Source organism: Ornithinibacillus sp. FSL M8-0202 (assembly GCF_037975285.1).
GTDB classification, from domain to species: domain Bacteria; phylum Bacillota; class Bacilli; order Bacillales; family Amphibacillaceae; genus Ornithinibacillus; species Ornithinibacillus massiliensis.
Map to the genome: position 1 here is coordinate 2,655,260 of NZ_CP150248.1, position 14,741 is coordinate 2,670,000.

Annotated in this window: 11 protein-coding genes and 1 rRNA gene (1 of these 12 cut by a window edge); 11 read left to right on the forward strand and 1 reads right to left on the reverse strand. The window is 39.1% G+C overall.

Annotated features, from left to right (window positions below; translation table 11 throughout):
- Positions 1–71 precede the first annotated feature (71 nt).
- Positions 72–1,850, reverse strand: a complete 1,779-nt coding sequence (locus MKY78_RS13590; protein WP_339213403.1) for a PrpR N-terminal domain-containing protein — start codon at positions 1,848–1,850, stop codon at positions 72–74.
- 222 nt (positions 1,851–2,072) lie between these two features.
- On the opposite strand from MKY78_RS13590, the gene MKY78_RS13595 reads away from it, so the two are divergent.
- The 11 genes from MKY78_RS13595 to MKY78_RS13645 form a co-directional block, all read left to right on the forward strand.
- Positions 2,073–3,098: an alcohol dehydrogenase catalytic domain-containing protein gene (locus MKY78_RS13595; protein ID WP_339213404.1), complete on the forward strand. Its 1,026-nt coding sequence runs from the start codon at positions 2,073–2,075 to the stop codon at positions 3,096–3,098.
- An 18-nt stretch (positions 3,099–3,116) separates the two neighbouring features.
- Positions 3,117–4,115, forward strand: a complete 999-nt coding sequence (locus MKY78_RS13600) for a TRAP transporter substrate-binding protein (RefSeq protein WP_339213405.1) — start codon at positions 3,117–3,119, stop codon at positions 4,113–4,115.
- Positions 4,116–4,180: 65 nt separating this feature from the next.
- Complete coding sequence (locus MKY78_RS13605) at positions 4,181–4,657, forward strand: TRAP transporter small permease (protein ID WP_339213406.1); 477 nt, start codon at positions 4,181–4,183, stop codon at positions 4,655–4,657.
- Entirely contained in the window at positions 4,657–5,919 is a 1,263-nt protein-coding gene (locus MKY78_RS13610; protein WP_339213407.1) for a TRAP transporter large permease, read from the forward strand. Before MKY78_RS13605 ends, MKY78_RS13610 begins: the two co-directional genes overlap by 1 nt.
- Before the next feature lie 44 nt (positions 5,920–5,963).
- The gene (gene otnK / locus MKY78_RS13615) at positions 5,964–7,241 is read left to right on the forward strand and encodes a 3-oxo-tetronate kinase (protein ID WP_339213409.1); all 1,278 of its coding nucleotides are present in this window, start codon (positions 5,964–5,966) and stop codon (positions 7,239–7,241) included.
- Positions 7,234–7,836 (forward strand): class II aldolase/adducin family protein, encoded by a 603-nt coding sequence (locus MKY78_RS13620; protein ID WP_339213411.1) that lies wholly within the window; start codon positions 7,234–7,236, stop codon positions 7,834–7,836. The genes otnK and MKY78_RS13620 overlap by 8 nt, the downstream gene beginning before the upstream one ends.
- Positions 7,837–7,848: 12 nt before the next feature.
- On the forward strand, positions 7,849–8,022 hold the full coding sequence (locus MKY78_RS13625) for a hypothetical protein (RefSeq protein WP_339213413.1): 174 nt from the start codon (positions 7,849–7,851) through the stop codon (positions 8,020–8,022).
- Between the two features lie 174 nt (positions 8,023–8,196).
- Positions 8,197–9,444 carry a SulP family inorganic anion transporter gene (locus tag MKY78_RS13630; protein WP_339213415.1) on the forward strand — a complete coding sequence of 416 codons (1,248 nt, stop codon included), beginning with the start codon at positions 8,197–8,199 and terminating at the stop codon, positions 9,442–9,444.
- Positions 9,445–9,585: 141 nt separating this feature from the next.
- Positions 9,586–11,550 (forward strand): acetate--CoA ligase, encoded by a 1,965-nt coding sequence (locus MKY78_RS13635; RefSeq protein WP_339213416.1) that lies wholly within the window; start codon positions 9,586–9,588, stop codon positions 11,548–11,550.
- Between the two features lie 586 nt (positions 11,551–12,136).
- Entirely contained in the window at positions 12,137–13,078 is a 942-nt protein-coding gene (locus tag MKY78_RS13640) for a nuclease-related domain-containing protein (RefSeq protein WP_339213418.1), read from the forward strand.
- Between the two features lie 570 nt (positions 13,079–13,648).
- Positions 13,649–14,741 (forward strand): 16S ribosomal RNA (locus MKY78_RS13645); it runs 469 nt beyond the window's last position.

Sequence of the window (14,741 nt, forward strand, 5' to 3'; positions counted from 1 at the left end):
AGCGTGGATGTCTTCCCTTCAGGTGTAAAGCGATTTGTATATAGTGATGGAGACAGTAATCCTGTCCCCAATCACTTAATCTTACGCCATAATGTACTTCTACTTATACCTAATCGATTGGCTGCTTTCGTTTGGTTGTAATTTTCTTCTATAAGAACCTGTTCAATGATTTCCTTATTTAGTTGATCTAATGTTTTATTCGTATGGATTAGTGGATTCGTAGATTCTGGAGCTGTCATCGTAATGCTGTTTAAAACGATTTTAACCGTATCTTCATCCACATAAAAATCATTCGTTAAAACAAATAATTCTTCCACTGCCCTTTTTAATTGGTCTAAATTATAAGTCCAATGAAAGTTCTGCAATCGATTAAGTGCCTCAGGCTTTAATCCTAATATCTGATTGCTGTATTTGGGTGCCATTTCACTTAAGAATAGACTGACAATGCTTGGAATATCTTCCTTTCGTTCATTTAAAGAAGGTAAAGTTAATGGAAATACAGCTAATTCATTTCTTAAGTAAAGCATAAATGGTCCTTGTTCCATGGCTTTCGAATAATTGCTATCACATGTGAAAATTAACCGGTTCCTTTTGTGCACAAAGGAATTACTAAAATAGGACTCCAATAATAACTGATACTCATCATTTAGAAGATGTAAGTTACGGATGTAAATGGTCATATCTTCTTCTAAAAAAGGTGAGTTGTCAGATTCGAAAAGCAACTCCCACTTTTTATCATTCATATACATGACATCAATGATTACCATTGGTTTATTGCGATAGCCGCTTCTTTGATAAATGGCATGGGCTAACGTATCTTTTCCGGTTCCTTTTTCACCATACAGCAGTATCGGCGTGTCCGTTTCAGCCAGTGACCTTGCATTTTCAATGACATTGGTAAACAATTTATTGGATGTCGTAAACGTATCTAAATCTACTTGTGGTGAATCGGTACTATTTTTATAGAGAATAGACTTATCCATCGGCTTCAAAGGCGAACGAAGCTTTTTCAAATAGTATGTAGGATAGGTTTTACCCTTTATAGAAAGCTTCTTTCCAGTAATATGATAAGAATCTTGTTGGATAGACTTCACCATAACAAGGTCGTCCCCATCTTCTATGTTATTGCACGCTGATGCGCATTCCTTTACTAGAATAGAGGAAATCTCATCGTTTTCCTTCATACTTGAATAAATAACCTCTTCCCCCTCGTTAAACACTAAAACGCTTTCATTTGAATGGCGTATAATACTCTCTGTTATAATCGTTTTCTCCTTCGTTGCTGATAAATAATGATTGACCGAAATAATATCGGAAAATGCATTCATCACCGTCTCTCTACCAGATGTAACAAGAATAGAATGAAGTCCCATTTTCTTAGCATGTCTAACCGTGATAACATCGCCTACAATCAAGCTAACCCCATTCGCTTTTAAATGAGCGATGGCTTTTTCGATTTCGGCGATAGAGTGCAACGTTTGAATTTCAAGATCGTCGTTATTAAGCTGTCCAATTATATTGGCAGTATCTGTTATACTCTTAAAGCCTACTATGCCAAATCTACCAGAATAGTTTTGTGCAAGTTTAATTGCTCGCATCATATCAATAATAGATAGCTTCATGTCGATAACCGGTAAGTCCGTTATCTTTTGAATTAATTCTGCCGTCCCAGCCCTGGAAAGAATAAAATCATAATCCAGATCTGCTTTCGATTGTACAAGCTTTACCCCATTCAACATATCCCCAACAAATGTGTGAACCTCTAACTCATTCATTTCACCTGCCACTTTATCAATAAGATCCTTTAAGCCTTGATAAGGGGCTATGGCGAGAACCTTTATCTTTTTCAAATGCAACACCTCTAGTTCCATAATCATACTCACATTCTATCATATTTTAATTTTCAAACAAGAGAACGTTTTAAAATGATACTAAAAATAGTTTGCTAATAATTAGAAAAATATAAAACGTTTCAAAATGAAACGAATACGAAAATTATAATAGTTGAAAGCGCTTCAGTATGTGTTAATATGAAAAGTAAGTTTTCTAATAACAACTTGGGGGGGAGCAATTTGAAAGCAGCAGTAGTAGTAGAACCAACAAAAATTGAAATACAGGATATAGAGGTTCCAACGATTAAAGCGAACGAAGTACTTATCAAAGTGAAAACGGTAGGTGTCTGTGGTTCGGATTTACATCTATTTAAAGGGACCCATGCATTCCGTAAGCCACCTGCAATACTAGGACATGAAATCGCAGGTGAAGTGGTTGAAGTTGGACCAGAAGTAACTAAGTTTCGTATCGGTGATCGTGTAACAGTAGAGCCACATATTGGTTGTGGAGAGTGTGAATTTTGTGAAAAAGAATTATTAAATTTATGTACTGGTAAAAAGGCACCTGGTGTCCCGGGCTGGATTGGAACATTCTCTGAATACTTCAACGCACCTGAGGATATTGTCTATAAAATAGCAGATGATATCAGCTATGAAATTGGTACATTAGTAGAACCACTAGCGGTAGGTATTCATGCGATTGAACGAATTACCGTACCAGAGAAAGATACGATTGCTATTTTAGGTTCTGGAACGATCGGATTATTAACATTAGTAGCGGCTAGAGAAGCAGGCTATAAAAATATCATTTGTACCGATACACAGCCTTTTAACTTAGAAATGGCTAAGAAGCAAGGGGCCATATTAGCATTAAATCCACTCGAAGATGATGTTGAGGCTAAAATTAAAGAATTTACTAATGGTAGAGGTGTTGATGTGGCAATTGTAGCTGCTGATGCTCCGGGCATTATCGATCAAGCATCGTCTATCGTAAGAAAACGTGGAGAAGTAGGAATTGTTGCGATGATTACGAAGCAAATACCAGTGGATACGTATAGCTTTGTATTCAATGAAATATCTTTATTCGGCGCCATGACTTATGAAACAAAGGATTTTGAAAAAGCTAGTCAGTTAGTTAATGAGGGACTAGATTTAAGCGATTTCATTACACAACGTGTCCCATTAGAGGAATCACAAAAAGCGCTAGATATACTTAACGAAAAGAAAGAAAATGTCGTTAAAGTAATTGTAGAAGTAGATAAATAGAAAAGGAGAATGGAAAAAATGAAAAGGATTTCAATGAAATTAATGGCACTATTTATCATCATAGGCTTTGTCATGGCAGGGTGTTCGGATGATTCATCTTCTAAAGATGGAGATGCGGTAACACTTAAATTAGGACATATTCAATCAGAAAATGATCTTTGGCATGATGGAGCAGTGAAATTTAAGGAAGAAGTAGAACGACTTTCAGAAGGTAATATGAAAGTAGAAATCTATCCAAACTCTACACTTGGTGGAGATAGAGATATGGCAGAAGGTATGCAAATTGGTACGGTTGACTTTGCTTTAGTAGCAGGGGTTTTAGGGAATTTTGAAGATTCTATTCAATTATTAGAACTTCCATATTTATTTAGTAGTCAAGAAGAATATAACAAAGTAATTCATGGTGAAGTAGGACAAGAGATTGCTAATCGTGTCTTAGAAGCATCTGATATTAGAATCTTAAATTGGTGGGATCGCGGACCAAGACATATTACGGCGAACAAACCAATCGAAACAGTAGCCGATATTAAAGGCTTGAAAATGAGAATACCGGAAATCAAAGCGATGGAACACACATGGCAAGCAATGGGAGCTTCTCCAACAACAATGGCATGGAATGAAGTGTACACTGGTTTAGAGCAAAATGTTATCGAAGCACAAGAAAATCCTATTCCATTTATTTTTGGTGGACGTATTCATGAGGTACAAGATTATTTATCTCTAACAGCACATAAGTACGAGTATGTGACACTAGCAATGAGTGATATGACTTGGTCTAAGCTATCAGCAGAACAACAAGAAATTATTCAAGAAGCAGCAGATATCGCGACAGAATATGAGAATCAACTAGTAAGTGAACAAACAGATGAAATTCTTGAAACAATGAAAAGTGAAGGGCTAGAAGTAATAGAGCCTGATGTAGAAGCATTCGCTGAGGAAGCTAGAAAATCTCACAGTGAATTCGCAGAGACAATTGATATCGATCTTTATAACCGAATTGTAGAAGCACTTAAATAGAAAAAAGAAGTAGGAGTGAAGAGTTTTCTTTGCTCCTCCTTTATTACAGATGAGAGGTGTTAACAGTGCAAAAGCTGGATAAGATTCTGGTGAAGACATTGTATTATGTTTGTGGATTCCTGATGTTTTTAATGGTATCCGTTGTTACTGCGCAAGTCATATCTAGGTATCTATTTAATAGTCCGTTGACATGGACGGAGGAATTAGCCCGTTATACATTTGTTTGGGTTTCATTCTTAGGGATGGCTGTTGCGATAAAATATGGATCCCATATTGCATTAGATATGTTAGCTCGAAAATTAACTGGTGTTAGTCGTAAAACGCTCATGGTGTTTAATAATATGCTAGTTTTAATTTTCTCAGGAATATTAACGTATAGTGGATTTGAATTTGTCAAATTAGGAGCTAGACAATCCAGTCCATCTTTATCATTACCGATGGAGTTCGTTTACATTGTTATTCCGATTTCCGGAATACTATTAATCTATTTTGTTTTAAGTGAAACCATACAAATTATCAGAAAGGCAGGGGATGAGCAATAATGGGTGCTATTTTATTTGGAACGTTTGTCGTACTTCTTGTGTTAGGCGTACCAATTGGTTTTGTTCTAGCGCTTTCCTCCATCGGAGCGATGCTGGCTAGTGATTATCCAATTGTTGTCTTAAGCCAACGATTATTTACAGCACTTGATTCATTCCCTTTTATGGCCATTCCTTTATTCATGCTAGCTGGGTCAATCATGGGGCATGGTGGAATTACTAAAAGAATCATTGATTTTGCATTATCGATTGTTGGGAATATCAAAGGTGCTTTAGGGCATGTTGTTGCCACAAGTGGAATTATGATGGGTGGTATTTCAGGGTCTGGTGTAGCAGATACAGCTGCTTTAGGTTCTGTCATGGTGCCAGAAATGAAAAAAAGAAAGTATGATGCCGGATTCTCGGCCGCTTTAGTAGCCGCTTCAGGAAGTATTGGGCTAATCATACCACCAAGTATCGCGTTAATTATTTATGGTGTAACAACACAATCCTCGATTGGAGATTTATTCGTAGCGGGTATTATTCCAGGTGTGTTAATTGGATTGGGATTCTTTGTGTATTCTTATTTTGTAGCGAAGCGGAAGAATTACCCGAAAGAAGGGAAAGTTAGCTTAAAAGGTGTATGGACTAGCTTTAAGCGAGCTGCTTTCGCTTTAGCGATGCCTGTTATCATTATTGTAGGTATTAGAGGTGGCGCATTCACGGCTACAGAAGGTGGAGCAATCATTGCTGTTTACGCCTTTATCATTAGTGCATTTGTTTATAAAGAAATTAAACTAAAGGACTTACCGAAGATATTTTTTGATGCAGCATTAAGTACAGCTATTATTTCTACTATTATTGCTGCTACGTCACTATTTGGATGGTTATTATCAAGTGAACAAATTCCACAACAAATAACCTCTACATTATTGAGTATTACAGATAATCCAATTTTATTATTACTAATTATCAACTTAATCTTATTAGTAGTAGGGATGTTCTTAGATAGTGGCCCAGCCATTATGTTACTAGCACCGATTTTAGCCCCTGTAGCAGGAAGCTTAGGTGTAGATCCTGTACAGTTCGGTTTAGTTATGGTTATTAACTTGACGATTGGCTTATTAACGCCACCTGTAGGAACTTCGATGTATGTGGCAAGTAATATTTCAGGAGTCCCTATTATGGAATTATCGAAAAAGCTATTGCCGTTTTGGCTCATTATGATCGCTGTTTTAATGCTCGTGACATTTGTTCCTGAAATAACAACTATTTTCACAAAATAAGTATTGGCATAGGTAAATAAATAGGGTAAGAAAGGAATGTAGATATGGGGAAGATTATTTTAGGTATCGTAGCGGATGATTTTTCAGGTGGGAGCGACGCAGCGTCCTTCCTGGCTAAACAAGGTATCAAAACGTATCTATACAATGGGATACCAGCAGAAGATTATCAGGTAGATGATGAAAATATCGCCGTTGTCATTGCCTTGAAAACAAGAACAGAAGAGAAAGCTAAAGCTGTATCAGAATCATTAGAAGCGTTCCAGTGGTTGAAGAATCATGGTGCAACGCAATTATATAGTAAGTATTGTTCTACATTCGATTCTACTGAAGAAGGCAATATTGGTCCTATCATTGATGGGGTATTAGAAAAGTACGATATTCATTACACGGTTCTAGTCCCAGCGCTTCCGGTTAATGGAAGAATCGTGAAGGATGGGCAATTGATTGTGAACGGTGTGCCTCTAAATGAGACACACATGAGACACCATCCGTTAACACCAATGTGGGATGCTGACATAGCGAATTTAATGAAGCCACAAGGGAAATATCCAAGTCTAACCATTAACCATGAACAATTAGAATTACCTAATGAAGAAATTTTATCCTTAATTGAGGATTTCGGAAAAGATAAAGAGCATTTTTATGTGATTCCTGATTATGTGGAGGAAAAACACGCCAAAAAAATAGTCGAGCTGTTCGGTGATTTACCGTTATTAACCGGTGGATCAGGTCTAATGACCGAACTTGGTCGTAAATACCTTCATGAGAATTCTCAAGTGGAATTTCAAAGAAGCTCCACTAATGGAAAGGCGATTATTCTAGCGGGAAGTTGTTCGGTAGCGACCCTACAACAAATAGAAGAATTTAAGAAATTAAACAAGCCTTCATTTAGAATTGACCCATTCCAATTAGCTGATGGGACACAAACAAAAGAAATGCTATGGGAACAAATTCAAGCTTCAGAAGAAGACGAAATCTTAGTTTATAGCTCTGATAAGCCCGAGAATGTGAAAGAGGCTCAGAAAGCTGGAAGAGAAAAGGTATCAGAACTATTGGAGCAAACGACAGCATTTCTTGCGAAGAATGCAGTTGCTAATGGCTACAACCGTATTATTGTAGCAGGTGGTGAAACTTCTGGGGCGGTAACCAAAACACTAGGATACAATTCCTATTTAGTGGGCGATAGCATCGATCCAGGTGTCCCAATCATGGTACCAACTCAAAATAAAGACATACGTCTAGTGTTGAAATCAGGGAACTTTGGAGATAAGGATTTCTTTATCAAAGCAGCCAACATGACAAAGGGTGATTCCATTGACTAGCCTAGAGAAAAAACTATCAGATGCTATATGGATTGGGAAGGCTTTATTTGATAGAGATAAGGCAACAGGCTCCTCTGCCAATATGAGCTTTATCCACGAAGGTAATATTTATATTACTGGTAGCGGAACGTGCTTCGGAAATTTAACGAAAGAAGATTTTTCCGTAACGAGTCGCGATGGGGAACATCTTACAGGGATTAAACCAAGTAAGGAGCTTCCTCTTCACAAAACCTTATATGATAAGGATGATTCCATACAAGCGGTTATCCACACCCATAGCTTTTATTCAACGTTATGGTCATGCCTAAAGCATGAAAATGAAAGGGACATCATCCCATCCTATACCCCGTATTTAAAAATGAAAATTGGAACGATTGGTCTAGTACCATACGGTAAACCAGGCTCAGAAACCTTATTTCAATATTTCAAGGACCGCCTTCATGATAGCGATGGATACATCCTACAAAATCATGGACCAGTAGTAGGCGACAAGGATTTATTATCTGCCTTCTACGCACTAGAAGAGTTGGAGGAAAGTGCAAGAATAGCCTGGGAACTACGAAATGACCAACAAAGAGCTAACTTGATAACGTGATGGGTTGTAATTATGGATTGGAAGAGTACTGCGAATCTTGGAGAGGGAGCAGTGAATTCTGGAGAGGGAGCTGAAAATTCTGAAGAAGACGCTCAAATCCTGAAGGAGGAGTTCCAAATCCTGAAAGAAGACGCTCAAATCCTGGAAAACCCCCTCCAAATCCTGAAGAATATGTCAACTAGATAAAACCGAACGGATTCTTTGAATCGTAGTTCGGTTTTTTTTTTTTCTATAGAATGGTATCTGCCATGATCGTCATATGCGTTGGAATAGTAGTGAACATGTCCCTCTGTTCAGTAATAAAAATCCGACTTGTCTAATATAGTACAGATATAGCTTGGACAATAGGAGGATTAAAAAATGAATAAGCTATTTCCAGGGTTAGGACCGTTAACATCCTATCGACTTTCCTATTTAACAGATGATATTACGGCGGGGATTATCGTTACATTTTTATTACTTCCTCAAAGTATGGCATATGCACTTGTTGCTAGGGTTCCTATTGCGATGGGATTAATTGCGGCCACGATTCCGTTGTTCGTTTATGGACTTTTCGGCGGGTCGAGATATCTGTCCGTTGGTCCAGTATCTGTTATATCGCTTCTATCATTAACAGGCTTATCCAGTATGGCTCAACCAAGTTCGAAAGAGTATATCATACTAATTATTATGTTAGCCTTCTTAGTTGGGGCTATCCAACTTGTCATGGGGATAGTGAGAATTGGATCCATTCTAAAATATATTTCAACTTCTGTCATCTATGGTTTCACTTCTGCACTTGCCATCATCATTATGCTGAATCAACTCCCTTCGATTATAGGGGTAGATTTGCCGAGCTACCAAGGATTCTTCTCCTATTTGAATCAAGTATTTACTCATCTTCCTATGATGAACATATTAACCTTGGCAATTGGGCTAGGAAGTATTTTCATTCTCATACTTTTTCAGAAAAAGTTCCATGTAAAGATTGGCCCGTTAGTTGTGATTATCCTTTCAGTGTTAGTAGTCGATTTTTTTCATTTAAATAAAGAAGGGATTGAAATAGTTGGCTCGATTCCACGGGATATCATCGGAGCAGGTTTTCAAATGCCAACTGTTGATACCATCCTCTCACTTTTACCGATCGCCATAACCATTAGTTTTATTTCTTTTTTTGAATCGTTTTCCGTAGCGAAGACATTGGCCGATAAGGATCGTGAATCGATAAATCCGAATCAAGAGTTAATTGGCATAGGATTTGCCAATATGGCAAGCTCATTCGCAGGCTCCATTCCGGTTGCAGGTGCCGTATCGCGAGCGGCAGTAAGCTATGAGTCCGGCGCAAAAAGTAATCTATCTATCATTATTACAGCATTATTTATGCTACTAGCAATCTTTTATATCACACCATTTTTATACTTCTTACCTAAAGCTACATTAGGGGCAATCATTATCATTGCAGTAAAGAATCTAATCAACTTTACACCATTAAACTTAAAGCGTAATAGCATACAAGCTCTACCGTTTATCGTTACATTTGCAACTACCTTATTTTTCGATGTGTTTTTGGGGATTGTATTTGGGATTATAGTGTCTTTAGGATTAACACTATTAACAAACCAAAAATAAGAGAAGAGGGGGAAGGTATTCTCCTTTCGAAATTAGTATCAACTCATAACAATTCATACTAAAGTTTTATTTATTATTTTTCAGAATATTAGTTATAATGGAGGTAGGAAAAATAACATTGAATACGAGGAGGCAATGAAGATGGATGTAAGTGGAATTTTACAAGTAGTGGAAAATAGTGAACTCGTCTACCCAAAGGAAGAAAAAACACGTGCTACAACGATTGGATCTACAGAAGCATTCCAAGAACTATTAGCCCAATCTCAAGCTGATCCGGCAAGCTTCTGGGAAAGTGTGGCCAAGGAGCTGGAATGGTATGAGCCATGGGAAACTACGATGTCTGGAAGCCTTCCTGATTTTCGCTTTTTTGAAGGGGGAATTAGTAACCCTAGCATCAATCTACTAGACCGGCACATTGCGAAGGGAGCGGGTAATCGTACCGCACTGATTTGGGAAGGAGAAAATGGGGATACGAAGTTTTTTACGTATAATATGTTACTAGCGGAAGTGAATCGTTTTTCCAATGCATTACGTTCTCTAGGTGTGAAAAAGGGGGATGGGGTCGCGATTTACCTTCCAAATTTAGCAGAGGCGTTCATCGCAGTGCTTGCTTGTTTCCGTATTGGTGCGGTGTATAACGCGATTTTCTCAGGGTACTCCGAAAAGTCGTTGAAAGATCGTTTGACCGCCTTTGAACCAAAAGTAATGGTAACAGCGGATGCTACCCAGCGTCGTGGTAATACGATTTACTTAAAGGAAAAAGTGGACCATGTTGTTCCGGAGATTCCTTCTGTTGAGGCAGTCATTGTGGTCAATCGATTTGGAACAACAGTGAACATGGAACCAGGCCGCGATTATTGGTGGGAGGATTTACGAGCAAAAATGAGTAAGGACTGTGAGCCAGAAAGAATCGAGGCGAATGAGCCAGGGATTGTATTTTATACAAGTGGAACCACCGGTAAGCCAAAAGGGGTAGTTCATTCTGGAATGGCGTTTGTAGTCCAAAATTATATTTATGCCAAATATCATATGGATCATAAAGATGACGATGTGTTCTGGTGTTCTGCAGATATCGGATGGTTAACGATGCATATTTGGGGAATTGTAGGTTCCTTAGCAAATGGTGTGACAACAGTAGTTTATGAAGGGGCACCAGATTATCCGACAAAGGACCGCTTTTATCAAATTATCGAAAAATACCGTGTGAACAAGCTTTTCACCGCACCAACTGCATTACGGATGCTAAAAAGCTTAGGAGATGAGGTGCTGGATCAATACGACCTAAGTGACCTTGATGTAATTTCCTTAGTTGGTGAGCCATTTGATGCGGAGACATGGCGTTGGACTTATGAAACCCTTGGGAAAAAGAACATTGCCGTGAATAATACATGGGGACAAACGGAAACAGCTGGCTGCCCGATAGCAGGAGCTGCCTGGCTAACACCGATGAAGCCCGGATCAGCGGGAATTCAATTCTTAGGTGCAGATGTCGCGGTTGTCGATTATGACGGAAAACCAGTGGAACCGAATACGTTAGGAAACCTAGTTATCCGAAAGCCATTCCCAATGCTCTGCCGTACGTTATGGAAGGAACCTGAACGCTATTACAATGCCTATTTCAGCCAAGTAGAGGGCTGTTATTTTGCCTCTGACTTAGCATTAATCGATGAAGACGGCTACATATGGGTCGTTGGCCGTTCTGATGATGCATTCAATGTTGCCGGACACCGATTAAGTACGATGGAAATGGAAAGTGCCGTTCTTGAGGTAGATGGAGTGTCAGAGGTAGCTGTCATTGGAGTACCCGATACCATCAAAGGAGAAGTACCAGTTGTGTTTGTCCGACTTGCAGAAGGATATACAGAATCAGATGAACTATTAAGCAACATAACTGCCAGTATCGTGGATCAAATAGGGGCAATTGCAAGACCAAAGGAAATTATCGTATCAAAGAGCCTACCAAAAACAGTAAGTGGAAAAATTATGCGTAGGCTATTGAAGGAAATTGTAGTAAAAGGTAACGTCACGGGAGATATCACAGGGCTTGAGGACCCAAGTACCGTCTCACACATTCAAGAGACCATTAATAGTCGAACAAGAATGTAAGGGCTTTAATAAGCGGGACAGTAGGATGCTGTTCCGTTTTTTGTTGGGGGACGAGGGGAAGGGGTGCGTGGGAAATCGCGCGAGGATGCTGCAAATTCGCGCGAGAACCTCGATATTTCGCGCGGGTTAACGTGAAAAATGCGCGGGAAGTTCTGGGTTCTTGCAGGGATAAATGGGTATCGCGCGAGAAAGCCCAAAATTCGCGCGGGAATGCTCCGAAGTCGCGCAAGAATCTCGATATTTCGCGCGAGGAATCCTGAAAAACGCGCGAGAAGTTCCGAAATTCGCGCGACAAACAATCTGTCGCGCGATTTACAATGAAGCCCGCGCGAAATTTATTATTAGTCGCGCGATTTTACGTCCATTCCGCGCGAAATACATCATGGGATTAAGAGTTACTTTGATTGCGGAGCGTAATTTTACCAAATGATAAATTTACATATAATAGGTAAATTAAAATTATCTTCTATTATAGGTAATCAATATTTTCAACTATTAACTTCAACGCAATTTTACTAATTTATCAATATGACAAGGAACCACACCTTAACTATAATCATTATAAAAATGATGGGGTGTTAAGGGCATGGTTATATTAAATAGAAAAGTTCCTATTACATTAAAGAAATTACAAGCACTTATTCCGCGACTAAGACCAGACTTCCCTAGGATTTATGAAATCAAACAGGATGAAAGAAATAGAAGAAAGGGATATGAAGGAGAAAAGCATATTGATTACTATATTGAGCTATTAGCGGATAAATTTACTATTCTTCATGATGTTTGCTTGGAAGTGAATAAGAGAATTTTTCAAATGGATTCTATCATAATTTCGAAAAAAGCGATTTATATTATAGAGATGAAGGATTATAGTAATAAAATTACTTTCGATACTAATCTAAACCAATGTATTCGTAGTGATGGTGATATTGAGATGGGGTATCGTCATCCTATTGCACAGGCTGAGAATCAGAAGTTACTATTGGAAACTTGGCTAGAGCAAAACTTTTCCCGTCATATACCAGTACGTTATTTCGTGGTTTTTAGTGACCCAAATTCAATTATTGATGTTATAGGAGATAAGGAAGCAATTGCAGAAATTGTACTCCACGCTAATCACCTTCCAAATAAAGTACTTAATATAGATAATGAAATAAATAATACTATGAAACAGAAAAGTCATCTAATTGGTAAGAGGATATTAAAAGAGAATAAAGACTTCGAAATTGATATATTGAAGGAATACCAAATAAGCCGTAATGATATTCTTTCTGGAGTTCAGTGTCCAAAATGTCAAACACTAGGGATGAAGAGAGGGCATGGCAAGTGGATTTGCATGCGATGTAAGTCTGTGTCCAAACAGGCACACCTCAAAGCATTGTCTGATTATCTTATCTTAATAAATCCTTATATAAGTAACAAGGAGTGTATGAGATTATTAAATGTATCGAGTAAGGATGTTACTACACGCATATTAAAATCTAGTAATCTTATGTATGATCCACTTCATAGGAGATGGAAAAAGTAGTATATAATCAAAAATTAACTTTCTTAAAGACAAACTCGATGTTATTTTGTTTTATTATTCAACATCTGAACTTATTACGTTATAAGGTTAAGGGTAGGGAGTGCTTGAATTAAAATACGTATTTTAGGTATTGCAATTGATCGTGATATAAGGTATATTATTAATCTATCATATTATTTGTCATAGATTTTTAAAAAAAGTATTTGACTTTATGATTGATAGTATGATATATTATTTCTTGTCGCTAAATTAAGTGGCAAAAGCGAATAAAAACTTTTTCAAAAAAACTATTGACATTGATTGAGAGATAGTGGTATGATATAAAAGTTGTCGCTGAATTAACGATAAACGATTTGCTCTTTGAAAACTGAACAAAACAACCAGTATGTTTAGAATAACTTAGGCGAACGCCTAATAGTTATTCTTATGCAATCAACTAGTGCGACAGCACTTGTTGATCGAATGCCAAGAAGAAACATACCCTGTTTTTTCTATTAAAGAATTACAGAAGCTAGCAGCTTCTTTGCTAAGAATTACCTATGATTGATTGGTGTCAATCATAGACAAACTTTTTTGGAGAGTTTGATCTTGGCTCAGGACGAACGCTGGCGGCGTGCCTAATACATGCAAGTCGAGCGAGTGAAATTAACTGATCCCTTCGGGGTGACGTTAATGGATCTAGCGGCGGACGGGTGAGTAACACGTGGGCAACCTGCCTGTAAGACTGGGATAACTCGCGGAAACGTGAGCTAATACCGGATAACACTTCGAACCACATGGTTTGAAGATGAAAGGCGGCGCAAGCTGTCACTTACAGATGGGCCCGCGGCGCATTAGCTAGTTGGTGAGGTAACGGCTCACCAAGGCGACGATGCGTAGCCGACCTGAGAGGGTGATCGGCCACACTGGGACTGAGACACGGCCCAGACTCCTACGGGAGGCAGCAGTAGGGAATCTTCCGCAATGGACGAAAGTCTGACGGAGCAACGCCGCGTGAGTGATGAAGGTTTTCGGATTGTAAAACTCTGTTGTTAGGGAAGAACAAGTACAATAGTAACTGATTGTACCTTGACGGTACCTAACCAGAAAGCCCCGGCTAACTACGTGCCAGCAGCCGCGGTAATACGTAGGGGGCAAGCGTTGTCCGGAATTATTGGGCGTAAAGCGCGCGCAGGCGGTCCTTTAAGTCTGATGTGAAAGCCCACGGCTTAACCGTGGAGGGTCATTGGAAACTGGAGGACTTGAGTGCAGAAGAGGAGAGTGGAATTCCACGTGTAGCGGTGAAATGCGTAGAGATGTGGAGGAACACCAGTGGCGAAGGCGACTCTCTGGTCTGTAACTGACGCTGAGGCGCGAAAGCGTGGGGAGCGAACAGGATTAGATACCCTGGTAGTCCACGCCGTAAACGATGAGTGCTAGGTGTTAGGGGGTTTCCGCCCCTTAGTGCTGAAGTTAACGCATTAAGCACTCCGCCTGGGGAGTACGGCCGCAAGGCTGAAACTCAAAAGAATTGACGGGGGCCCGCACAAGCGGTGGAGCATGTGGTTTAATTCGAAGCAACGCGAAGAACCTTACCAGGTCTTGACATCCTCTGACCACCCTAGAGATAGGGCTTTCCCTTCGGGGACAGAGTGACAGGTGGTGCATGGTTGTCGTCAGCTCG

Bases quoted from the DNA above. Each gene is read 5' to 3' on its own strand.
- MKY78_RS13640 (WP_339213418.1), top strand. From the start codon at position 12,137: ATGGTTATATTAAATAGAAAAGTTCCTATTACATTAAAGAAATTACAA.
- MKY78_RS13600 (WP_339213405.1), top strand. From the start codon at position 3,117: ATGAAAAGGATTTCAATGAAATTAATGGCACTATTTATCATCATAGGC.
- MKY78_RS13625 (WP_339213413.1), top strand. From the start codon at position 7,849: ATGGATTGGAAGAGTACTGCGAATCTTGGAGAGGGAGCAGTGAATTCT.
- MKY78_RS13610 (WP_339213407.1), top strand. From the start codon at position 4,657: ATGGGTGCTATTTTATTTGGAACGTTTGTCGTACTTCTTGTGTTAGGC.
- MKY78_RS13635 (WP_339213416.1), top strand. From the start codon at position 9,586: ATGGATGTAAGTGGAATTTTACAAGTAGTGGAAAATAGTGAACTCGTC.
- otnK (WP_339213409.1), top strand. From the start codon at position 5,964: ATGGGGAAGATTATTTTAGGTATCGTAGCGGATGATTTTTCAGGTGGG.
- MKY78_RS13630 (WP_339213415.1), top strand. From the start codon at position 8,197: ATGAATAAGCTATTTCCAGGGTTAGGACCGTTAACATCCTATCGACTT.